Source organism: Streptomyces sp. NPDC046712 (assembly GCF_040645695.1).
Lineage (GTDB): Bacteria > Actinomycetota > Actinomycetes > Streptomycetales > Streptomycetaceae > Streptomyces.
The window spans coordinates 25,285-46,964 of record NZ_JBEYYW010000046.1 but is presented as its reverse complement, the minus strand read 5'-3'; the positions used below and the strand labels follow the sequence as shown (position 1 = coordinate 46,964).

Sequence of the window (21,680 nt, the reverse complement as noted above, 5' to 3'; positions counted from 1 at the left end):
CAGGACGGCGGAGACCGGGGCGGGGGTGTCGAACTTCTGCATGATGTGCTCCTGTTGACTCGCTGTTTCCGATGAAGGAAAAGCTACGTTGCATTTAGGAGTCTCGCAACGCGCTCATTGCGCGGAATCGACATCTATGCAGGTGAGCAGCGAGAAATCGTTGCAACCACTCTGGGAATCAATGCAACGTCAGCAGTCTGCTCGTTGCAATGAACTGAGGGTGAACGCACCGCCGACGCGAGCGCGTGATCCGCAGGACGCCCTAGGCCACGAGCTCGCCGAGGCGCGTCAGGGCCTTCTCCAGCTCCCGGCGCGTCCCGAACGGCACGAGGGCGAGGTGCCCGGGCACGCGTACGCCCCCGGTGAGCGCGACCCTGGTTCCTTCGCCTTCCGTCACGGCCGCCATCCCGACGATCAGGAACCGGCTCTGCAGCCAGCACCACCCGGGCCGCAGCACCCCGTGGAAATGGGCGCGCAGACCGTACCGGCTGCGTGCCAGGGCCTCGACGCGGTCGCCGTCGACACGGAGGACGCGCACGGACCGCATGTCGGGCTGGAAGTCCCCGAAGCCCCCTTCGAGATCCCCCATCACGCCCCACACCTCGCCGAACGCCGCGGGCAGCACCCGCTCGACGACGTGCGCCCCCCGGACCCCGGCGCCCATGACGCGCAGCCGTCCCACGGTGGTCTGTGTCATCCGTTCCACGCCCTTCGGAAACTCTGCCGTGCCCGGTGCAGCCGGGACTTCGCGGTGCCGGCCGGAACGCCGAGAACGGCCGCCGTGGACTCCTCGTCGAGCCCTTCGACATCGCGCAGCACGAGGACGGCGCGGTGCTGCGGGGACAGCCGGGAGAGCACGTCGCCGACATCGGCGGCCAGTTGCGGATCCCCTCGCTCGGGTACGTCGGCCAGCTCGGCCGGCCGGTCCCGGGCCGCCCGCCCGGCCACCCGTACCGCCTCACGCACCGCGATCGTCCGCACCCATCCGTACAGCGCCTCCGGCTCACGGAGGCTTCGCAGCGAGCGGAAGACGACGAGGAGCGCCTCCTGCGTGGCGTCCGGCCCGTCGTCGAGCGCGATCGGCCGGCAGATGCGGGCGATGTACGGGGTGAGGTGCTCGAGGAGGTCGTGCAGCGCGAGCGTGTCCCCGCGCCGGGCGGCACGCACGAGCGCCACCACGCGCTCCCGCTCCCGCTCAGCGCCGGAGATCACGGAGCACCGCCCGACCGAGCCCCAGGCACAGGGGCGTGTAGACCAGCGCGTTCAGCCAGGGGAACACCGCCCCGGACCCGTCCTTGCCGAAGACCGCCCACACGACCCCGACGACCCCGCGCACCAGGAGCCCGGCGGTGAAGGCGACCGTGACCAGGCGCGCGATTCGCCTCCGGGGGTCGCGCACATACGCGTACACCCCGAGGCTCGTGCCTCCCTCGAGCACGGCGAGCGGCAGCGTGACGGCCGGCCCGAAGGGCACGACACTCCCGAGCACGGCCAGTGAAAGCCCCCGCTCGTCCCCGGCGGGCCAGGTCGCCCCGGCGGCCCAGTACACATGCGCCAACGCGAGCACGGCGAGCAGCACGGCACCCACGCGGGCGGCACCGACACCCATGACTGTCCCCCTCCGTCACGACATCCGACACCCAGAGGAGGGGCCGGGGAGGGCGGACGTTCCCTGTGTCCCGCGTCACACCGAAAACGCAGACGACCCGTGGGCCTTGGTCCCGTCCGCTCGAGTTCGGACGAGAGCCGGCCGGACATACCGGCGGCCCACGGGTCGGGTGACTGCTTGGGTTTCGGCAGGTGGCCTGCCGAGGTGCACAGAGTGCGACGGCAGGCCGTTAGCCCGCAGTCACCTCACGAGTCCGAAAAGAAACCATTTTTTCGGATCACCTCCTTTCAGCGTGTGCTCCACACCTTAGGAGCCCTTCCGTGCATGCTCAAGCGTTTTATTGCCGGGGGAGCCAGTCCGCGAACGACATGGGCTGCCCGGCCAGCCGCAGCGGCCGAATCAGGTCCGAGGTGGCCCGCTCGTCGTACCACATGGTCCCCCGGTGCGGGCCGGTGACGACGAGCAGCGTGTTGAAGCCGCAGCCCCCCTCCTGGATGTATACGGCACCGGCCGTCTTCCGCTCCTGCAGCACCCCGTACTCGTCGTCCCAGCTCGCCCAGGCCGTCCGGTAGGCGCCGTCGTCCGGGTAATCGGACTCCTGCGGCTCACGGTCGTCCAGCTCGTCCACGTAGCGGCGGTAGGAGTCGGGGTCGGGGAAGGGCGTGGTGAGCAGCCCGTAGTTGGTGTCGTGATCTCCCTCCCAGCCCCAGCCCGTCCTCCCGCGGTACAGCCGCCGGATCCTCCTGCCGCCGGCGCTGACCCGGATCAGATGGTCGCGGTACTCCGCGGGGAAGGTGATCCCCAGCTGTTCCTCCGCCTCGTGGACCTCCGCGGCGGACAGCGGCGGGTGGGCGACATCGTCCTTCGATCGTTGAAGATGGGGCTCGCCGAAACGCTTCCCCCGCGTGATGCGGTGGTACTCCGCCGCCCAGTCGATCGCCATGTGTGCCCCCTACGCTCCCCGTGCGCCTCGTGTTCGTTTCCGGGACGCAACGATTTCACTGAACCGGGTGTGTCCTGCATCACGTTCCAGTTGAATGATCGGGGGCGTGCGGATGCACGCGCGTACACCGTCCTGCAGGGGGTTCCGGGATGAGTGCTGCCAGGAGTGGAACGGCGTCGGTGCCGGGGGCCGATCTGCTTGCCGCGCTGCTCGACGGGATGGACGCGGCGCTCTGTGCATTCGATGCCGACGGGACCGTCACGCATTGGAACAAGGAGGCCGAGCGGATTCTCGGGTGGTCCGCCGGGGAGGCCGTCGGGCGGCGGGGGTTCGACGGGTGGGCCGCGCGGCGGGCCGACGCGGGCGAGGCGCTGGCGCGGCTGATGGGGGCGATGGAGGCACCCGGGCGGCTGGTGCACGAGTTCGCGTTGGTACGGAAGGACGGCGGGCGGGTCCTCGTACGGACACAGTCGGCCGGGGTACGGGGCGCGGACGGGAAGCCGGCCGGGGTGTACTGCGCGTTCAGCGAGGTGCACGCGCAGATCGATCTGGAGCGTTCGATCGCGCTCAGTGAAGCCCTCTTCGAGGACGCCTCCTGGGGTGTCGTCCTCGTCGACGTCGACCTGCGGCCGGCCGTCGTCAACGGGCACGCCGCCAGGGCGATGGGAGCCGGCCGCACCACCTTGCTCGGCCGGCCGCTCGGCGAGCTGGTCGTGCAGGGGGTCGAGGAGCTGGAGGGCGCGCTCCAGCATGTGCTGGCGGAGGGCGCGCCACGGGCGCTGGCCGAGGTGTGGGTGACGCTGCGGACCGCGGAGGGCGAGCGGCGGCGGTGCTGGCGCAGCGGGTTCGTACGGCTGTCGTCACCGCTCGCGGAGGAGCCCGTGCCGCTGGGCGTGGGGTGGCTGTTCCAGGACGTCACCGAGGAGCGGCTCGCGGAGCAGGAGGCGGACCGACTGCGGTTCCGGTACAGCCAGTTGCACCGGGCGGGCGCGGCGGCGGCCGAGTGCGAGGACCCGCGGGAGGCGGCGACGGTCATGCTGGACTTCGCGCTGGCCGGGTTCGCCGATCACGCGCTCGTCGACGTGGCGGCGGGGGAGCAGCGGCTGGTCCGGGTGGCGGCCACGCCGGGGGGCGAGCCAGGCCCGGTCGTCCCGGTCGCGGGCGGCGGCATCCCGCTGCGCTACTCCTCCGGCCACCCGGTCCTCCAGGCGGTCTCCCGTACGGGTCCGGTGCGCGCGTCCGCCGCCGCGGCGGGCCCGCAGGCCGCCGAGGACTGGGCGACGGAACGCCACTGGCCGCGCGACGCCGTCCACGCGCTCTGCCTCCCGCTGCGCAGCCGCGGCCGGACAGTGGGCGCCGTGACCTTCCTGCGCGCAGCCTCCCGTACGGCCTTCGAGCGCCCGGACGCGGTGTACGCGGAGGCGGTGGCGGTACGGGTGGCGGCGTCGCTGGATCTGGCGGGGGTGGCGCACCTGGCGGATCCGGCGGACGCGCCACCCACGCCGTAGCGAACGCCCCCCGACAAGGCCGGTCAGCCGTCGCCGCGGAGCCGGCGCCCGATCTCGATGTCATCCTCCAGCGCGCTCAGCCTGGCCTGGTCGACGAACCCCTCCCTGCCTTCGGCATGCTGGTGCCGTGGTGGGGGCGGCCCCGTCGAGGGCCGGACCTACATGTCGAGAGGGACGGCTCGGCTCAGTGCCGGAAGAAGATCCGGTCCTTGTACTCCTCCATCACGCGGCCGTTCCACTCGTGCCCGCCGTCGACGTTCCCCGAGCGCAGCAGCGGCGGCTCGATGCCCAGGCGGACCATCTCCTCGGCCGCCGCGGCCATCGTGGCCTGCATCAGGGCGCTCGTGACGACCGTCGAGGCGGGGGCGAAGGGGGCCTCGATGCCCTCGTGGGTGAGTTCGGCGTCGCCGACGGCGATGCGGGAGTCGAGGACGATGTCGCAGTGGTCCTTCAGGTACGTCCCCGAGACGTGCCGGGACTTCGTCTCCGTCGCGTACGCCACCGACGTGACGCCGATCACCGTCAGGCCCAGGGCGCGGGCGTTCATCGCCATCTCGACGGGGAGGGCGTTGCGGCCGGAGAGCGAGATGATGATCAGTACGTCGCCGGCCTTGGCGGGCGAGGAGTCGAGCACCGCACCGGCGAGGCCGTCCACGCGCTCCAGGGCCGAGCCGAGCGTGGCCGGCATGACGTCGACGCCGACGACGCCGGGGACGGCGAGCAGGTTCATCAGGGCGAGGCCGCCCGCCCGGTAGACCACGTCCTGGGCGGCGAGGGAGGAGTGCCCGGCGCCGAAGGCGAAGAGGCGGCCGCCGGCGGCGACGGCCTCGGCGATCGCGGTTCCGGCCGCGGCGATCTCCTCGGCGTCCTCGTCGCGGACCTGCTGCAGCAGGCCGATCGCGGCGTCGAAGAACTGTCCGGCCAGCTTGGACTCGCGCGCGCTGTCGCCCATTCCCGAAGCTCCTTGTCGTCGTGTCGCGGATCACCGTGCGGTCTGGACCATTGCTCTGTCAATACCGCCTTTCCCCGGCACGGCACGGTTGTCGGTGGGATGCGTCAGAATTGGTGCAGGGCCAGCGCACGACTCATCGAGGGGCACGTATGTCCGGACTGATCGACACAACGGAGATGTATCTCCGCACCATCCTCGAGCTGGAGGAGGAAGGTGTGGTCCCTATGCGCGCCCGGATCGCGGAGCGGCTCGACCAGAGCGGCCCCACGGTGAGCCAGACGGTGGCCCGTATGGAGCGCGACGGTCTGGTGACCGTCGCCGGCGACAGGCATCTGGAGCTGACGGACGAGGGCCGGCGGCTCGCGACGCGCGTGATGCGCAAGCACCGGCTGGCCGAGTGTCTCCTCGTCGACGTGATCGGCCTGGAGTGGGAGCAGGTGCACGCCGAGGCCTGCCGCTGGGAGCACGTGATGAGCGAGGCCGTGGAGCGGCGCGTTCTGGAGCTGCTGCGGCACCCGACGGAGTCGCCCTACGGCAACCCGATCCCGGGTCTGGAGGAGCTGGGCGAGAAGGCCGAGGCGGAGTCCTTCCTGGACGACTCCATGGTGTCGCTGGCCGATCTGGACGCGGGCCCCGACGGCAAGACGGTGATCGTCCGCCGGATCGGCGAGCCGATCCAGACGGACGCCCAGCTGATGTACACGCTGCGGCGGGCGGGCGTGCAGCCCGGCTCCGTGGTGAGCGTGACGGAGTCGGCGGGCGGTGTCCTGGTCGGCAGCAGCGGCGAGGCGGCCGAGCTGGAGGCCGATGTGGCCGCGCACGTCTTCGTGGCGAAGCGCTGAGGTAGAACCCCGGGTCCCCCGGAGTCTCCGAGCCCCCCTGGACCCCCGGCGGTCTCCTCCGGGCCCGTTTTACGGCGGAATCACCACGCCCGCACCCTCGGCGTGCCACGCTGGGGGAAGCCGTACGGCCGGGGAGGGATGTGCGATGACGAAGGCGTCCGGGGCGGTGTGTGAAGAGGCAGAGGGCCCCGGCGCCCATGGGCGCCGGGGCCTGTCCTCCCCTGTGCTGACCCGGAGCCCCGAGCTCCCAGGGTCATTCCCCTCGGACCGTTTTCCCCGAGCGGTCCGCCTCCCGCTGAAGATCTCCCCTCGGCGACGCGCGTCAATCCTTGAGCGCCGTCACTCGAACGAGGGGTGTTACGTGGCAGAACCGCATTTTCGAATATGGGTTCGATAGTCTGGCGGTGCTCGACACGCTCGATGGGAAAGAGGGGGTGCCAGGGAACATGGTGCGACGTCTCGACGTCACCGGGGCCGGCGGCGTACGCCTGGCTGCCTGGGAGTTCACGGAAGAGCGGGCGGAGACGGCCGGGTCCGGCGTCTTACTCCTGCACGGTCTCATGGGGCGTGCCTCCCACTGGGCGCCCACCGCCCGCTGGCTCTCCGGCCGCCACCGGGCCGTCGCACTCGACCAGCGTGGTCACGGCCTCAGCGACAAGCCCGCCGCGGGCCCCTTCACGCGTGAGGCGTACGTCGCCGACGCGGCCGCCGCCGTCGAGCAGCTCGGGCTCGGGCCGGTCACCCTCATCGGCCACTCGATGGGCGCCCTCACCGCCTGGCAGCTCGCCGCCGAGCGCCCCGACCTCGTCCGCGCCCTGGTCATCTGCGACATGCGGGCCTCGGCCCTCGGGGCGGCCTCGCAGCGGGAGTGGCAGGACTGGTTCCGCCGCTGGCCCGTCCCCTTCGCCTCGCTCGACGACGTACGGAAGTGGTTCGGCGAGGAGGACCCCTGGGTCGAGCGGCCCCAGCCCACGCGAGGCGACTTCTTCGCGGAGGTGATGGCCCCGCGCCCAGACGGCTGGTACCCGGTCTTCGACCCCGCCCAGATGCTGATCTCCCGCGAGACCTGGGTCCATGACGCCCATTGGGACTCGCTCGCCCAGGTCCGCTGCCCGACCCTGGTCGTCCGCGGCCTGGACGGCGAGCTGGGCCGCGCCGAGGCCCAGGAGATGGTCCGCGTCCTGCCCCGCGGTGCGTACGCCGAGATCCCCGACGCCGGCCACCTCCTCCACTACGACCAGCCGGAAGCCTGGCGCACGGCGATCGAGCCCTTCCTGAACGGCGTCCTGACCTCGTAGCAGCGGCCGAGGCCGACGCGTCGATCAGGGCCCGCTAGCGCGGCGGGATCGGTCGGTCGTACACGTTGTTCGGCGTCACGATCTGGGTGATCGCCCGGGCGACCGGGGTGCTCGGCTCCTGGCCCTGGGACGTGATGTCCGTGTTGAGCATGAGCACCAAGGTCGCCTTCTGCGAGGGCAGGTAGACGGTCACCGTCTCGTACCCGGGGATGGAGCCGTTGTGCCCGATCCAGCCGCCGCTGTCGAAGATGCCGAGGCCGTAGCTCGTGCCGGGGAAGCCGGTCGGCAGCATCGTGAGGCGCTCGGCCTGGGTCTCGGGGCTGAGCAGCGTGCCGGTGGCGACGATCTTCGCCCAGCGGCGCAGGTCGTCCAGGTTCGAGATCATCGCCCCGGCCGACCAGCCCCAACTGGGGTTCCAGTCGGTGGAGTCGGCGACCTCGCCGCTCAGCGTCTGGTTCGTGTACCCGCGCGGGTGCGGCTCGGGGAACTCCGTGCCCTCCGGGAGCAGCGTGTGACGCAGATGGGCCGGCCGGAGCACCCGCTTGTCGAGGAAGTCGACGAAGCGCCGGCCGCTGACCTTCTCGACCACGAGGCCGAGCAGGATGAAGTTGGTGTTGGAGTACTGGAACTGCTGCCCCGGATCGAAGGTGTTGTCGTGCTTGTAGCCGTACGCGAGCACCTCCTGCGGGGTGAACGTGCGGCTCGGGTCGCTCAGCAGGTCGTGCTGGAAGTCCGCGTCGTCGGTGTACGGGAAGAGGCCGCTGCGCATCTCGGCGAGATGCCGGAGCGTGATGGCGGAGCCGTTCGGCACGCCGTCGACGTAGTCGGAGATCGGGTCGTCCAGCCGGACCTTGCCGTCGTCGACGAGCTTCAGGAGCGCGGTGACCGTGAAGGTCTTGGTCTCGCTGCCGATCCGCACGAAGACGTCCTTGGTCATCGGCTTGCCGGTGACCTTGTCGGCGACACCGGTCGCGCGGACGTAGCTCCCCTTGCCCGGCATCCACAGGCCGACGACGAGTCCGGGGATACCGGCCTGCACGCGGGCGTCCTCGATGGCCTTGTCCAGCCGAGCGGTCAGCTCGGGCCCGAATCCGTCGGGCGGACACTCGTCCTTGTCGTACCGGCCGGAGGCGGGAGCGTGGTCGGCGGTGGCGGGGGTCGCCACCGTCGGCGCCAGCACGGACGCCACGAGCAGCGCTGCGGCGAACAGACGTCGGGCGGGGTTACGTCGCATCTCGGGGCGCCTCTTCCGGATCGGGGCTGAGAGGGCAACGTCACCATCCGCCCCCTGGACGGAGGCCCCGGTCCGGTACGCGTTCCGACGAGTCCACTCATTCGGAGCCACGGGCGCCAGGGGGGCCACCGGATCGTTTCCCCTGGGTGAGCCCACGGCGCAGGCACTCGGTCAGGCGCGCCGCGATCGTTCCGTCGGGGTCGAGACGGGGGTTGAAGATCGTGACGTCGAGTCCGACGGCGCGCTCGTGGTCCAGGGCGGTCGTCAGGACGTCCTCCAGCTCCGACCAGCTGAGACCGCCGGGGATGCGGTAGTCGACGGCGGGCATGATCGCGTCGTCCAGGACGTCGACGTCGAGGTGGACCCAGTACCCCGCGCGTTCGCCGTCCGTGAGCCTGTCGACCGCCCGGCGTGCGGCCTCGGCGGCGCCGACCGCGCGCACGCCGTCGAGGTCGACGGCGTGCAGCTGGGGCGGGAGCGGCTGCATCCCGGCCGCGGAGGACTCGGCGGCGTCGCGGAAGCCGAAAACGACGACGTCCTCGTCCCGGAGCAGCGGCCCACGGCCTTCGAGGTCGGTGAGCAGCCGCGGGCCACGGCCGGTGGCGAGGGCGAGTTCCATCGACGCCACCTCCCCGGTCGGTTCCGCCGCCGGCTGGTAGAAGTCGGTGTGGCCGTCGAGGAACAGCAGGCCGTGGCGCCCGCGGCGGCGCAGGGCGAGGAGATTGCCGAGCAGGATGCTGCAGTCGCCGCCGAGGACGAGGGGGAAGCGCCCGGCGTCGAGAGCGCTGCCGACCGCGTCGGCCAGTCGCACGGAGTACCGCGCGATGCCGACCGGGTTGAGGACACCGGTCTCGGCGTCCCGCCTCGGGTCGTACGCCGGGGCTTCGACCCGCCCCGCCCGCGCCGCACCGTGGAACAGCGCCGCCGGCAGATCCTGCACCCCGGACGGCCGCAGCCCGAGCACGGACGGCGCCTCGATGATCGCGACCTCACGCCCGAACAACGCCATGGGCCCATGGTCCCGCAGCCCCCGGCTTCCGGCCCGGTCGTGACACGGGCCTCGAGGGGCGGCGGGGAGGGCACAGGGCGGCCGGCTCAGAAGGTGAAGACCGAGTTCCTGGCCATGCCGACGTTCATCTCGCACGCGTTGCCGTACGTGGCGGACCAGCTGACCCGCTTGCCCTCCCAGATGCCGTCGCCGGTGACCGTGACCGGGTCCCAGACGTGGGTACAGGGGCTGCTGTTGCCCATCATGGTCAGTTGGGCGAAGTCTCCTTCGACCGCGCTCAGTTCCGCGCAGGCCGACGCGGGCGAGGGGTGGGTGCCGCTCGCCGTCGGGGCGCAGCTCAGCGTCACCGCCCTGTCGACCGTTGCCGTCGCCGCGGACTCGCCCCTGCCGATCGCGAGCACGAGTGCCGACGGCGGGTAGAGGCCTGCGGGCTCGGCCTGGGCGAGGTCGGGGTTCGCCGCGACGCCGACGAGGGCGAGGCCGGTGGCGAGAGCGGTGGTGAAGGCGGTGTTGCGGAGGACGTAGCGCACGGGGGTGTCCTTTCGAGACGGGTGCTACCTGACTGCGCGCCGGAGTCTTGTCGATGCGGAGGGTGATCGCACATCGCCCGCCGGTTTCCGGCCGCACGCCCCCGCCCGGCCCCGACCGACCACTCGTTCGGGCAGCTGGGAGGGGGCGCGCACCCGCCGTCGAGCGCCGTCCGCCCCGCCGGAGCGCGGCAGTGGTACAAGCTCGAACGAGCCCCTGACCTGCAAGAATCTGGAATTGGTTCTACGTCGAAGCAGTCGCGGCCGACCCTGTTCGACCGGAAGGCGTCGGGCGGGCGACCGGCCGCCCGGCCCGCTCGTCCGCCCCGTTCCGGCGGTCCGGCGCGTCGGTCCGTTCCGACGACCTCGGAGCTGGTCGTACTCGTCCGGCGCGCAGGCCAGTTCGGGGCGCTCCTCGGCGGGACGTCATCCCTTGCTCACCGCCGCCAGGATCTCCGGCAGCCGCCCCGACGTCCTGGGCGCCGCCAGCTTGAGGCCGCCCCAGGTGATCAGCGCGCCGTACAGCGTGCCGCCCGGGAGCAGGAGCCAGAGCAGGGACTCCTCGTCGGCGAGGTGGAGATAGATCGTCGCCGCGATCACCGGCGCGCACAGCAGCGCCGCCGCGACCATGCCGCCGAAGATCGAGATCCAGGCGAGACCACCCTGCCCCGGAGCGACGTTCTTGTACGCGCTGTCCTGCGGGATCGAGTACGGGAAGGTGGCCGAGGCCACCGCGCCGACCGCCGTCATCGCGCCGAGCAGCGCGAAGGCCACGCCCAGCGCCTCCGGCAGGGACGACCAGTCGCCGAGGACCGCCGCCGTTCCCGCCGTCACCAGAACCGTGAACGGCACGGTGATCAGCAGCAGCGCCAGTGCCCGCGCCCGCAGTTCGGCGTAGGCGTCCGCCGGCGTGGAGATCGTCTGCGCGACCATCCAGAACGCCGAGGTGTCCTGACCGAACTGGTTGTACATCAGCATGCCGAGCATGCCCGAGGCGAAGCACGCGAAGTAGATCGAGCCCGTGCCCTGGAAGGCGTTGAACAGCGGCACGATCGCGCCGATCGCGAGCGAGGTGATCCATGCCGCCTTCGTCTTCGGATCGCGCCAGATGTACCGCAGGCTGCGCTCCATCACCGTGCCCGTACGCCCGCCCGGCAGCAGCCGTCCCAGGAGTCCCGTACCGGCCCGGTCCCGGCCCGATGCGGACGCGGCGCCGATCGTCGAGCCGTCGGGCGTCGTCATCAGCTTCACCAGGCTCCGCTGCCACCAGTACAGCAGCGCCCCCAGGACCGCCACGGTCAGCAGCAGTTGCGCCGCGGCCACGGCGTGGTCGCCCTTGCTCGCCGAGTCCATCGCCGCGATCGCCGAGGCGGGCGGCAGCCAGCTCACGACGGCGGCAGCCGGTTCGAGGGACGAGAGCCCCCCGGCCCGACTGAGCCGCTGCGCACCGAAGTTGACCAGCTGCATGCCGACCGCGATCACCAGACCGCTCAGGACCGCCAGGTCACGGCCCTTGCGCGAGGTGAGCAGCCGTACGTTGGCGGCGGCGACCGCCCGCGACAGCGCCACGCACACCACGACCACCAGCGGTACGGCGACCACCGCGGCCACCACACCCGCCGCGCCGCGCGCCAGGGCGAGCGAGGCGCCCAGCGCTATGCACAGCGTGAACAGGGGCCCGACGCCCACCAGAGAGGCCACGAGCAGCGCGCGCACCAGCGGCCGGGGCCGCAGCGGCAGCATCACCAGCCGGGACGGGTCGAGCGTCTCGTCCCCGCTCGGTACGAACAGCGGCATGACGGTCCACGCCAGCGCGAGCAGCGCGGTCAGCAGCACCACGATCGAGTCCGCGTCCGCGTTGCCCCGCATCAGCAGGAAGGCGAGCACCATCGCCGCCGCGAACACGGCCGTGACCACGAGCGAGGTGATGTACACGGCGGTCCGGCCCGCGGACTGCCGCAGCCCGTTGCGCAGCAGCGACAGCTTGAGCCGTACGAAGACCGAGGTGAGGGAAGGAGAAGGGGCGGCGGCCGTGGTCATCGGGCCGCACCTCCGAGCCAGTCCAGGGAGTCGCCGGCCGCGTCGCGCCCGTTCGCGCCCACCAGCTCCAGGAACGCGGCCTGCAGCGAGGGGGCCTCGCCGCGTACGTCCGCCAGCGGTCCCTGGGCCCGGATCTGGCCGGCGGCCATGACCGCGACCCAGTCGCACAGCGACTCCACGAGCTCCATCACATGGCTGGAGAAGACGACGGTCGCGCCGGAGCCGGTGTACCGCTCCAGGACCCCCCGGATGGTCTGCGCGGACACCGGGTCGACGCCCTCGAACGGCTCGTCGAGGAACAGCACCTCGGGGTTGTGCAGCAGCGCCGCGGCGAGCCCGATCTTCTTGCGCATACCGGTCGAGTAGTCCACGACCAGCTTGTTCTGCGCGCCCGCGAGGTCCAGGACATCGAGCAGCTGGGTGGCCCGCTTGTCGACCTCGGCACCGGGCAGCCCCCGCAGCCGCCCGCTGTACGCGAGGAGTTCGCGGCCCGAGAGCCGCTCGAAGAGACGCAGCCCCTCGGGCAGGATGCCGATCCGGGCCTTGACCTCGGCCACCGACTCCGGGTCGCGCCAGACGTCGTGGCCGGCCACCAGGATGCGCCCGTGGTCGGGCCGCAGCAGGCCGGTGATCATCGAGAGCGAGGTGGTCTTGCCGGCGCCGTTGGGCCCGACGAGACCGATGAACTTGCCTGCGGGCAGCACGAGATCGATCCCGTTCACCGCGATCTGCTGGCCGAAGCGCTTCCACAGCCCCTCGACACGAACGGCGGGCACCGCACCCGATCCCGGTGCGCTGCCCGCCTGTTCGAACACTCCGTCAAATGCCTGGTCAGGCATGGTCCGTCAATCCTTCGGTTGTCCCCGTAACTCGTACGAGCACACCCTAAGGGCGCCGAAGGCCGCCTCTCAGGGCCGACGGGCCCTGGCCGCCGCGGCCTCGCGCCCGGACGCGTACGCCAGCGGGCTGATCAACTCCTCGGCGTCCGGCAGCCAGCGGTTCGCCGCGGTGGGCCGCCGGGCCCACTGCACGGCCCCGGACCCGCCGACCCGGGTGGGCGGCGCCGCGACGAAGTGACCCTCGCCCCGGGTGACCAGGTCGATCGAGGTGGGGGCCCAGCCCAGCTTGCGGACCAGGTCCGGGACCTTGGTGGCGGCGCCCGGCAGGACGAAGAAGAACATCCGGCGGTCGGGGGTGCAGGTCACAGGGCCGAGCGTGAGCTCCATGCGCTCCATCCGGGCCAGCGCCAGGAAGCCGGCCGACTCCGGCACCTCGATCGCGTCGAAGGTACGGCCGGTCGGGAGCAGGATCGACGCCTTGGGCTGCTTCGACCACATCCGGCGCGCCCCGACGGCGCTGCCGGTCGCCTGGGTCGACCAGTCGGGCCTGGCCGGGTGGGCGCCGGGGGTGGCGCAGCTGTCGACGCCGCAGGAGCAGCGCTCCCTGCCCTCCACGGCTTCCAGCCAGGTCCCGGGGAACACGTCCCAGTGCCGCTCTTCCGCATACCGCACGGCGCAGTCCAGCAGCTGCTCGCCTCGCTGCTTGGGGATGTGTGCGGCTTCCGTGACTCCGATGGTCTCTTCCACGGTGAGCACAACTCCCGCCGTCACCTGGGGTTACGGGCGCGGCGAAGAGCGGTGTGGAGCATCGATCCTGCATGCGGGGCGCATGGGTGCACGGGTGGGGGCGCGCGTGGGGCCGGGAAGCGGTGGGTGGGTAGCCACAGTCGGGGGGTGTCGCCCGGGGTTCTGCACGACTGGGTGATGCGTCCGGTTTCGCGTGTTCACATCGGCATTGACCGGATATTCGCCGGGCAGTGATCAGTTCTCCATCGAACGCACACCGGCCTCAGGGGGTAGTTGTAGTGATGGCAGCCAGGCCACTCGTCGCACGTCAGCCGAACGAACGGCTGCAGGCGCTGATTCAGGAGGCCGGGTGTTCCAACGCCGGTCTCGCCCGCAGGGTGAACATGGTCGGGGCCGAGCGCGGTCTCGATCTGCGCTACGACAAGACGTCGGTGGCGCGCTGGCTGCGCGGGCAGCAGCCGCGCGGCCGGGCGCCGGGGATCATCGCCGAGGCGCTGGGCCGCAAACTGGGCCGCACGGTCACGATCGACGAGATCGGCATGGCGAACGGCAAGAACCTGGCCTCCGGCGTCGGGCTGCAGTTCGCGCCCACGGTGCTCGGCGCGATCGAGCAGGTCTGCGAGCTGTGGCGCAGCGACGTGGGACGCCGGGACTTCCTGTCCGGTTCGACGGTGGCGGCCTCCGCGCTGGTGGAGCCGAGCCGGGACTGGCTGATCACGGGAGCGGACGCGCAGGTGGCCCGGTCGGCAGGCGCGCGGGTCGGGGTCTCGGACGTGGAGGCGGTCCGGGCGATGACGAGTGCGCTGGTCGAGCTCGACCGGCGGTTCGGCAGCGGGCACGTCCGGCCGGTGGTGGTGCACTACCTGAACAGTGTGGTGGCGGGGATGCTGTCGGGCTCGTACCGGGACGCGGTGGGGCGGGAGCTGTTCGCGGCCGTCGCGCGGCTCACGGAGCTGGCCGGGTACATGGCGGTGGACACCGGGCAGCCGGGGCTCGCCCAGCGGTACTACATCCAGGCGCTGCGGCTCGCGCAGGCGGCGGGGGACCGGGGCTACGGCGGCTATGTGCTGGCGGCGTCGATGAGTCATCTGGCCGCGCAGCTCGGGAACCCGAGGGAGATCGCCCAGCTGGCGCGGGCGGCGCAGGAGGGCGCGCGGGGGCGCGTGACGCCCAGGGCGGAGGCGATGTTCTACGCGGCGGAGGCCCGGGGGCACGCGCTGCTCGGGGACGCCCACTCCTTCGAGGCGGTCGCGGGACGGGCCGTACGCGCTCTTGAGCAGGCCGATCCGGAGTCGGGGGACGACCCGGACTGGATCGCGCACTTCGACCACGCGTATCTCGCGGACGAACTGGCCCACTGCCACCGGGACCTGGGCCGGCCGGAGGCGGCGGCCAGGGCGGCGGAGGAGTCGCTGAGCGGGCATCCGCGGACGCGGGCCCGGCGCCGGGCGATCGGTCTGGTGCTGCTGGCGTCGGCACAGGTGCAGCGGCGTGAGGTGGAGCAGGCCTGCCACACGGGCACGCAGGCGCTGGAGCTGCTGGCCACGCTGCGGTCCTCACGCGGGGCGGAGTATCTGGACGATCTCAAGGAGCGACTGGAGCCTTACGCGGGGGAGCCGGCGGTGCGGGAGTTCGGTGCGAGGGTGGAGCTGCTCGCCGCCTGACACCGTGTGACCGGGGTCACCGGGTGGGCCCGATCGGCCCCAGTGGTACGGCAGTTGTGTGTGGGGTTGTTGTGGGTCTGTTACCGGTCTCACACGTGTGTGCACGGCCCTGGACGCACCCGGTAGCGTGAACCGACGATTCCGTAGGTCCATCAGTAGGAGTCCCGGTGACGCAAAGCGGACAGGGTCCGGAGCCGCAGTATCCGGCGGTACGGCCCACGCACGAAGGTGTCGTGCTGCCCGCCGAGGGCGGCGAGCAGACCGGCCCGGCCGCAGGCCCGGCCGCAGGCCCGGCCGGCGGTCAGCCGTGGGGCGGCGCCTGGGGCCCTGGTGGGGCACCGCAGGGGCAGCCCCTGCCGCCCGCCCAGCCGCTGCCGCCGGAGGCCGTGCCGGGCGGGGCCGCGGACATGCAGGCGACGCAGTACATCGCGCCGGTCGCACCGCAGGGCGCCCCGTCGGCCGCGGGGCCGGGGCCGCTGCCCGGTCCCATGCCGGGCGCCATGCCCGCGTCGGGGGACATATCGGGCGCGCAGGGCGGCTACGGCTTCCCGCCGCCCGCGGCTCCCGCCCAGGGTGGCTACGGCTTCCCGCCGCCCGCTCCCGCGCAGAGCGGCTACGGATACCCGCAGGCGCCCGCCCAGGGCGCCGCCGACATGCAGGCCACCCAGCACATCCCGCCGGTCACCGGAGCCCAGGGAGCGCCGGGCCAGGGCGGTCCGGTCCCGGGCGGTCAGGACACGCAGTTCCTCGGCACCGGGCCGCTGCACCAGCAGCCGGGCGGGCCCGGTCAGCCGGCCGGCGCCTCCGACGCGACCCAGTACATCGCTCCCGTACCGTCGCAGATGCCCGGCGAGCGGCAGCCGCCCGCCGAGTTCGACAACCTCTTCCGCAGCGACGCGACGCAGCACCTGCCGCAGCAGCCGCAGCCGCCCCGGGGTCAGCAGCAGTACAGCCCGCAGCCGCCCCCGCAGCAGCAGTTCCACCAGCCCTCGCAGCACTCCCCCTTCCAGGGCGCCTACGGGCACGACGGGTATCAGGACGACTACGACGACGAGCCCGAGCCGCGCCGAAAGTCGCCCGTGGCCCTCATCGCCGCCGTGGTCATCGGCTGCGCGGTCGTCGGCCTCGGTGCGGGCTCGCTGCTCAGCGGCGGAGACGACGACAAGGACAAGAAGTCCGAGCAGAACGTGGCCGCCACGTCCGGAGCCCCGTCCACGGAGGTGACGGAGAAGGCCGCCGACCCCGCCGAGCCGCAGGCGAAGGAGCTCGACAAGCTGCTCGCGGACAGCAACAACAGCCGTGACGCGGTGATCCGTTCGGTCGAGGCGATCAAGCAGTGCAAGAACCTCGACCAGGCCGCCACCGATCTGCGTGGGGCCGCCCAGCAGCGCCGGGATCTGGTGACCCGGCTGCAGTCGCTGACGGTCGACAAGGTGCCGAGCAACGCCGCCCTGACCGCCGCCCTCACCAAGGCGTGGCAGGCCTCGGCCTCCGCCGACGACCACTACGCCGCCTGGGCCGACCAGATGAAGGCCAAGAAGGCGTGCAAGGGCGGCAAGGCCCGCAGCACCAACCAGACGGTCGAGGCGAGCAAGAAGAGCAGCGAGGCCACGATCGCCAAGCGCGAGGCGGCCGGGTTGTGGAACCCGACCGCCGAGAAGTACGGACTGCCGAAGCGGGCCGCCACGCAGCTGTGAGGCGGCGGCCCCTGCGGGCTACGGGGCGCTGAGCACGGTTTCGCCGACGTCGACGAAGCCGGGCTTCTGCGCCACGAGCCGCCCCTTGCGGACCACTTGGAACGTCACCTCGTGGTTGACGATCCGGGGGAAGCGGGGGGCGCCGAGCATGTCCTCGTAGCGCCAGCGCAGTTGGGGGGTGAGGCCGCCGGTGTCGATCCGGACCCCGCGGTCGAGGGCGTGCGAGACGGCCCCCGCCGTGATCGTGTCGCGGTCGAGCGACTCGACCACCTTCCTCAGGACGGTGTACGCGATCCAGGTCGTCTGCACGCCCGCGTCGGCCGGGTCGACGCGGTTGTCCGCGAACGCGTGTTCCTGGATCACCTTGCGCATCGGCGCCCAGCGCGCGTCGTTGGCCTCCGGGTACCAGCCGGTGACGTACGCGCCCTCGAAGGGGCTGTGCGCGCCGCCCGTGCGGTCGATGACGGGCTGGCTGACACTGCCGAGCACCGACGAGATCCGCACGGCCTCGTCGTTCTTCCCGTCCTCGTCCGAGCCGGAGTCCGAGCCGGAGTCCCTGCCGGCGTCCTCGTTCCCGGGCAGACGCCGGAAGGAGTCGAAGAACGTCTGGGTGCGCTCGCCGAGGACGGCGGCGACACAGCCGTCCTCGCCGTCGGCCTTGGTGCGGGCCCGGTCGGCCTGCTGGGTGTACTCGGCGGCGTCCTCGAGGGCCGGGATGTCGCTGGCCCCGCCGTGGCTGCTCTTGCGCAGTCCGGAGTTGAGGAGATCGGGCAGCTTGTCGCCGGCGAGGGTGTCGGGCCGGACGAGGGAGACCTTGCGGCAGGACTCGGCCAGCTGCATGCCGTGGCCGGCCATGAGGGAGGCCTGGCCGCCGTTCACGGGGTAGGAGAGCGGGCTGGTGAACTCGTCCTCGGAGATGCCGTAGCCGCCGATGTACGGGATGCCCGCGGCCTCCAGCGGGGCCATGAAGGCCCGCCCGTTCTGGCTGTAGGAGCCGACGACGGCCACGACCTTCTCGCGGACGGCGCGGCGGGCGCAGGCCGCCGCGCCCGCGGAGGTGTTCTGTTCGTTGCAGGTGAGGATGCGCAGCTCGTGGCCGTCGATGCCGCCGTTGGCGTTGGCCCAGCGGGCGTACGCCTGGGCCATGGCGGGCATGCCGGGCTGGTTGGTGGCGCGGGTGCCGTCCGGAGCCCAGGTCATCACTGTGACGGGCTCCCTGGATCCCCCCGTGGTTCCAGGGAGCACGCCACATCCGGTGAGCAGCGACGCCCCGGCCGCCGCCGTCGTGACATACGCGAGGAGTGAGGTCAGTCGCCTACCGGTCATGGACACGCACACTTCCGCCTCACGGGTAACGCGGGAGTGTGCATGGTTCAACGCTGGGTGACGTGAAGGTGAATTACCGGGGCCGGCGGGCGCGGGCGAGGGGGCTGGTCGGCCGATCTTGAGGGGGAACGTACGATCGAACGGTGTCCAGTCCACTCTCCAGTTCGGTGAACTCTTCCCGTCGCGGCCGTCGCTCCCCCACCATGGGCGGCATGCCGCTCAATGACATGCCGTGGTGGCGCTGGCGCAGCAACGTGCGCTCGGCGCTGCACATGCTTTCCGACCCAGGGTTCCACGAAACGACCTGGCTGGCCGGCCACGACGGGTACGGCGACGTCACCGACGCCGTCTACCGCCTGGTCGAGGACACCTGGCTGGACAACTGGTCCGCCGAGAAGTACGTCGGAACGATCTTCCGCGACTCCGGCGAGGCCGCACTGGTGGACGTGGCCGTGCTGCGGGTGCTGCGGATCATGCACCAGGTGGGGCCCGACGCGCCGTTCTCCGCGTACATGGAGCACCACGGGTGGCCGGAGGCCGTGCGGGCCGCCCGTGAGGCACACGTGCGGATGGCGTCGGCCGACGGCGAGGACCCTGACACGCCCCCGCGCTCCCTGGACGTGCTCCGTATCATGACGCGGTCCGCCTGACGGACGGCGGCCCTGCTCTTCCTGCGGGGTGTGGCACCCTACGGGCATGACTGACCAGTACGTCCTCACGCTCTCCTGCCCGGACAAGCAGGGCATTGTGCACGCCGTGTCGAGCTATCTCTTCATCACGGGATGCAACATCGAGGACAGTCAGCAGTTCAAGGACCGGGACACCGGCCTGTTCTTCATGCGGGTCCACTTCTCGGCGGAGGCCCCGGTGACCGTGGAGAAGCTCCGCGCGAGCTTCGCGGCGGTGGGCGACTCGTTCGAGATGGACTGGCACATCAACCGGGCCGACGAGCGCATGCGGGTCGTGCTGATGGTGTCGAAGTTCGGGCACTGCCTGAACGATCTGCTGTTCCGCTCGCGGATCGGGGCGCTGCCGGTCGAGATCGTCGCGGTCGTCTCCAACCACACGGACTTCGCGGAGCTGGTGGGCTCCTACGACATCCCGTTCCGGCACATTCCGGTCACGAAGGACAACAAGCCGGAGGCGGAGGCCGAGCTTCTGGAGCTTGTCCGCACGGAGAACGTCGAGCTGGTCGTGCTCGCCCGCTACATGCAGGTGCTCTCCGACGATCTGTGCAAGCAGCTGTCGGGCCGGATCATCAACATCCACCACTCCTTCCTGCCGAGCTTCAAGGGCGCCAAGCCCTACCACCAGGCGCACGCGCGCGGTGTGAAGCTGATCGGCGCGACGGCCCACTACGTGACGGCGGACCTCGACGAGGGCCCGATCATCGAGCAGGAGGTCGAGCGGGTGGGTCACGAGGTCACCCCCGACCAGCTCGTGGCAGTCGGCCGCGACGTGGAGTGCCAGGCTCTGGCCCGCGCGGTGAAGTGGCATGCCGAGCGGAGGATCCTGCTCAACGGCCGCCGCACGGTGGTCTTCGCGTAACGGTATCCGGAGGCTGCCGCAGCCTGGCTCCCTCCAGCCGGGTCGGCTACAGCCGGCTCAGGGACGCCGCAGCGAACAGGACGTCCCTGATCGCCTCGCGGTCGCCGTCCTGGCCCGCCGCGGCCTCCTCGGGCGGGACGTGACCCGCCACGAGCTGGCAGAACTCGACGCCGTCCATCGCCACCTGGGCCACCGCGTGGTCCGGCGAGCCTATGGCCGCCGGGGAGTCCAGGGCGATGTACCAGTGGCCGCCGCCCGAGCCCTCGACCTCCAGGTGGAGCGAGCGGCCGGGAGCGCCCGCCGTGACCAGTTGTCGCGGCGGGGCCGCCAGGCCCGCGCGACGGCGGCCGGCCAGCGCCGCCGGCAGCAGCCGGGCCGCCAGGTCGATCATGCCGTGCAGATGCGCCCCGCTCGGCGGCTCGTACGGGTACGCCACCGCGTTCGCGATGTCGTCCGCGTGCACCCAGCACTCGAAGGCCCGCTCCAGCAGCGAGTCCCGCATCGGCAGTGCGAAGTCGCCGTACGTCACCGTCAGGTCCGCGACTCCCCGCCCCGCGAACGACACGGTGCGGATCAGCGTGTGGCTCTGCTCGCGCCACGGCTCGCGCACCCCGCGGGTCGGCGGGTGGTACGAGCCCTGCCAGTACGCCTCCGTACGCTCCGCCGGCGACCCCTCCGTGGCCGCCGGCCCCAGCGGATCGTCCAGGCCGAGCGCCGTCGACACCAGGCCGTCCACCGTCAGCAGATGCCCGATCACCCCGGCCACGGTCGTCTTGCGGCTCGCCGGCCGCTCGTCCTCGAACCACTTCAGCCGCACCGGCGCGTGCCACTCCGACTCGCCGATGTCCCGCAGCAGCGCGTCGAGCCGGGCCGTCTCCGCGTCGTACGGAGTCGCCCAGGTGGGCACCGGGATACGCGCGGGGCGCCGGCCCAGGCAGTTCTCCAGGACCCGGGAGCGCAGCAGCGGATCGAGGTCCAGGTCCCGCTCCGCGTGCAGCAGCGCGACCGCGTCCCGCAGCCGCAGTGCCTCGTCCGCGCACGGCGCGCACACGGTGAGGTGGTCCTCGACGGCCTGGGTCTCTTCGGCCGAGCACGCGGACAGTGCCCATGCCCCGAGGAGGGACTTGAGCACGGCGTGTGTCGGCGGCGGGGGAGGCGGAGGCGGCGGGGGAGGTGGCGGCGGGGATTCCGTATGGGCCGGCGGGGCCGTGAGGTCCGCGTGGTCGTCCGCTGCCGACCGCGGTCCCGGTATCCGCGGAGCGCGCGCGACCTCGTCCGGGTCGCCGTTCGCCTCGTTCACCGGGCGGGCCCGTCCGGCGGACGCGTGTTCGCCGTCGAGAGCAGCTGCAGCCCGAGCCGCAGCCGGCGGCGCGCCTCGTCCTCCGTCACTCCGAGGTCGGCGGCGGTCTGGCGGTAGTCGCGCCGCTGGAAGTACGCCAGCTCCAGTGCGGCGCGCAGTGGCGTCGGCATCGCCGTCACGATGTAGTCCGCGCGGGCCGCGACCTGGGCCCGGCGCACCTTCTGCTCCAGCTCCTCCGCCGAACCCTCGCCCGTCTCCGCGTACGCCACGGCCTCCGACTGCCGCAGGCGCAGCACGGCCTGCCGCTGTGTCAGTCCGGCGACCCACGCGCGCATGTTGCCCTGCTTCGGGTCGTAGGCGTCGGGGTTCTCCCAGATGTAGCCGAAGACCTCACGGGTGACCTGGTCGGCGGCGCTGTCGTCGTCGAGCACCCGGTGGGCGAGGCTGTGCACGAGGGATGCGAACCGGTCGTAGAGCTCGCCCAGCGCGGCCGCCTCACCGCGCGCCAGCCGCTGCTGCATTCTGCGGTCCCAGCGCGGTGGTGTGTCCTTCGCCATACGAAGCCCTCCCAACCGAGTTCGTACTCCAAGGTAATGC

At 72.0% G+C, this 21,680-nt stretch carries 21 protein-coding genes; 7 read left to right on the top strand and 14 right to left on the bottom strand.

Going from position 1 to position 21,680, the window contains the following annotated elements; genetic code table 11:
• Nucleotides 1-262: 262 nt before the first annotated feature.
• From ABZ939_RS35725 to ABZ939_RS35710, 4 genes are all read right to left on the bottom strand, one after another.
• Complete coding sequence (locus ABZ939_RS35725) at nt 263-697, bottom strand: hypothetical protein (RefSeq protein WP_361864568.1); 435 nt, start codon at nt 695-697, stop codon at nt 263-265.
• Nucleotides 694-1,209: an RNA polymerase sigma factor gene (locus tag ABZ939_RS35720; RefSeq protein ID WP_361864576.1), complete on the bottom strand. Its 516-nt coding sequence runs from the start codon at nt 1,207-1,209 to the stop codon at nt 694-696. Before ABZ939_RS35720 ends, ABZ939_RS35725 begins: the two co-directional genes overlap by 4 nt.
• Nucleotides 1,196-1,609, bottom strand: a complete 414-nt coding sequence (locus ABZ939_RS35715) for a DUF3995 domain-containing protein (RefSeq protein ID WP_361864566.1) — start codon at nt 1,607-1,609, stop codon at nt 1,196-1,198. Before ABZ939_RS35715 ends, ABZ939_RS35720 begins: the two co-directional genes overlap by 14 nt.
• Nucleotides 1,610-1,946: 337 nt before the next feature.
• Nucleotides 1,947-2,552: an SMI1/KNR4 family protein gene (locus ABZ939_RS35710; RefSeq protein ID WP_361864564.1), complete on the bottom strand. Its 606-nt coding sequence runs from the start codon at nt 2,550-2,552 to the stop codon at nt 1,947-1,949.
• 149 nt (nt 2,553-2,701) lie between these two features.
• Here ABZ939_RS35710 and ABZ939_RS35705 point away from each other — a divergent pair, with 149 nt between their 5' ends.
• Nucleotides 2,702-4,060, top strand: a complete 1,359-nt coding sequence (locus ABZ939_RS35705) for a PAS domain-containing protein (RefSeq protein ID WP_361864562.1) — start codon at nt 2,702-2,704, stop codon at nt 4,058-4,060.
• A gap of 184 nt (nt 4,061-4,244) precedes the next feature.
• Here ABZ939_RS35705 and ABZ939_RS35700 read toward each other — a convergent pair whose 3' ends face one another.
• A complete protein-coding gene (locus tag ABZ939_RS35700) occupies nt 4,245-5,012 on the bottom strand; it encodes an SIS domain-containing protein (protein ID WP_361864560.1) in 768 nt (255 codons plus the stop codon).
• A 149-nt stretch (nt 5,013-5,161) separates the two neighbouring features.
• Here ABZ939_RS35700 and ABZ939_RS35695 point away from each other — a divergent pair, with 149 nt between their 5' ends.
• Entirely contained in the window at nt 5,162-5,854 is a 693-nt protein-coding gene (locus tag ABZ939_RS35695) for a metal-dependent transcriptional regulator (protein WP_361864558.1), read from the top strand.
• 446 nt (nt 5,855-6,300) lie between these two features.
• Nucleotides 6,301-7,152 (top strand): alpha/beta hydrolase, encoded by an 852-nt coding sequence (locus ABZ939_RS35690; protein ID WP_361864556.1) that lies wholly within the window; start codon nt 6,301-6,303, stop codon nt 7,150-7,152.
• A 34-nt stretch (nt 7,153-7,186) separates the two neighbouring features.
• On the opposite strand, the gene ABZ939_RS35685 is transcribed toward ABZ939_RS35690, so the two are convergent.
• From ABZ939_RS35685 to ABZ939_RS35660, 6 genes are all read right to left on the bottom strand, one after another.
• Entirely contained in the window at nt 7,187-8,386 is a 1,200-nt protein-coding gene (locus ABZ939_RS35685; protein ID WP_361864554.1) for a serine hydrolase domain-containing protein, read from the bottom strand.
• Nucleotides 8,387-8,483: 97 nt separating this feature from the next.
• Nucleotides 8,484-9,395: an arginase family protein gene (locus ABZ939_RS35680; RefSeq protein WP_361864552.1), complete on the bottom strand. Its 912-nt coding sequence runs from the start codon at nt 9,393-9,395 to the stop codon at nt 8,484-8,486.
• A gap of 86 nt (nt 9,396-9,481) precedes the next feature.
• On the bottom strand, nt 9,482-9,925 hold the full coding sequence (locus ABZ939_RS35675; protein ID WP_361864550.1) for a subtilase-type protease inhibitor: 444 nt from the start codon (nt 9,923-9,925) through the stop codon (nt 9,482-9,484).
• Nucleotides 9,926-10,348: 423 nt separating this feature from the next.
• Entirely contained in the window at nt 10,349-11,962 is a 1,614-nt protein-coding gene (locus tag ABZ939_RS35670) for a transporter (protein WP_361864549.1), read from the bottom strand.
• Nucleotides 11,959-12,801 carry an ABC transporter ATP-binding protein gene (locus tag ABZ939_RS35665; RefSeq protein WP_361864547.1) on the bottom strand — a complete coding sequence of 281 codons (843 nt, stop codon included), beginning with the start codon at nt 12,799-12,801 and terminating at the stop codon, nt 11,959-11,961. The genes ABZ939_RS35670 and ABZ939_RS35665 overlap by 4 nt, the downstream gene beginning before the upstream one ends.
• Before the next feature lie 69 nt (nt 12,802-12,870).
• Entirely contained in the window at nt 12,871-13,557 is a 687-nt protein-coding gene (locus ABZ939_RS35660; protein ID WP_361864545.1) for a bifunctional DNA primase/polymerase, read from the bottom strand.
• A gap of 272 nt (nt 13,558-13,829) precedes the next feature.
• Between ABZ939_RS35660 and ABZ939_RS35655 the strand changes: the two genes are divergently transcribed.
• Nucleotides 13,830-15,212 carry a transcriptional regulator gene (locus ABZ939_RS35655; protein WP_361864543.1) on the top strand — a complete coding sequence of 461 codons (1,383 nt, stop codon included), beginning with the start codon at nt 13,830-13,832 and terminating at the stop codon, nt 15,210-15,212.
• A 167-nt stretch (nt 15,213-15,379) separates the two neighbouring features.
• Nucleotides 15,380-16,909: a hypothetical protein gene (locus tag ABZ939_RS35650; RefSeq protein WP_361864541.1), complete on the top strand. Its 1,530-nt coding sequence runs from the start codon at nt 15,380-15,382 to the stop codon at nt 16,907-16,909.
• An 18-nt stretch (nt 16,910-16,927) separates the two neighbouring features.
• Here ABZ939_RS35650 and ABZ939_RS35645 read toward each other — a convergent pair whose 3' ends face one another.
• Nucleotides 16,928-18,235 (bottom strand): ABC transporter substrate-binding protein, encoded by a 1,308-nt coding sequence (locus ABZ939_RS35645; protein ID WP_361864539.1) that lies wholly within the window; start codon nt 18,233-18,235, stop codon nt 16,928-16,930.
• 203 nt (nt 18,236-18,438) lie between these two features.
• Between ABZ939_RS35645 and ABZ939_RS35640 the strand changes: the two genes are divergently transcribed.
• Both ABZ939_RS35640 and purU read left to right on the top strand, forming a co-directional pair.
• Entirely contained in the window at nt 18,439-18,885 is a 447-nt protein-coding gene (locus tag ABZ939_RS35640; protein ID WP_158994551.1) for a hypothetical protein, read from the top strand.
• 46 nt (nt 18,886-18,931) lie between these two features.
• Nucleotides 18,932-19,783 (top strand): formyltetrahydrofolate deformylase, encoded by an 852-nt coding sequence (purU, locus tag ABZ939_RS35635; RefSeq protein WP_361864537.1) that lies wholly within the window; start codon nt 18,932-18,934, stop codon nt 19,781-19,783.
• A 46-nt stretch (nt 19,784-19,829) separates the two neighbouring features.
• Here the strand turns inward: purU and ABZ939_RS35630 are convergent, their stop codons facing one another.
• Nucleotides 19,830-21,083 carry a maleylpyruvate isomerase N-terminal domain-containing protein gene (locus tag ABZ939_RS35630; RefSeq protein WP_361864535.1) on the bottom strand — a complete coding sequence of 418 codons (1,254 nt, stop codon included), beginning with the start codon at nt 21,081-21,083 and terminating at the stop codon, nt 19,830-19,832.
• Nucleotides 21,080-21,640, bottom strand: coding sequence for a sigma-70 family RNA polymerase sigma factor (locus tag ABZ939_RS35625; protein ID WP_361864533.1), 561 nt, complete (start codon nt 21,638-21,640; stop codon nt 21,080-21,082). The genes ABZ939_RS35630 and ABZ939_RS35625 overlap by 4 nt, the downstream gene beginning before the upstream one ends.
• Nucleotides 21,641-21,680: the final 40 nt, after the last annotated feature.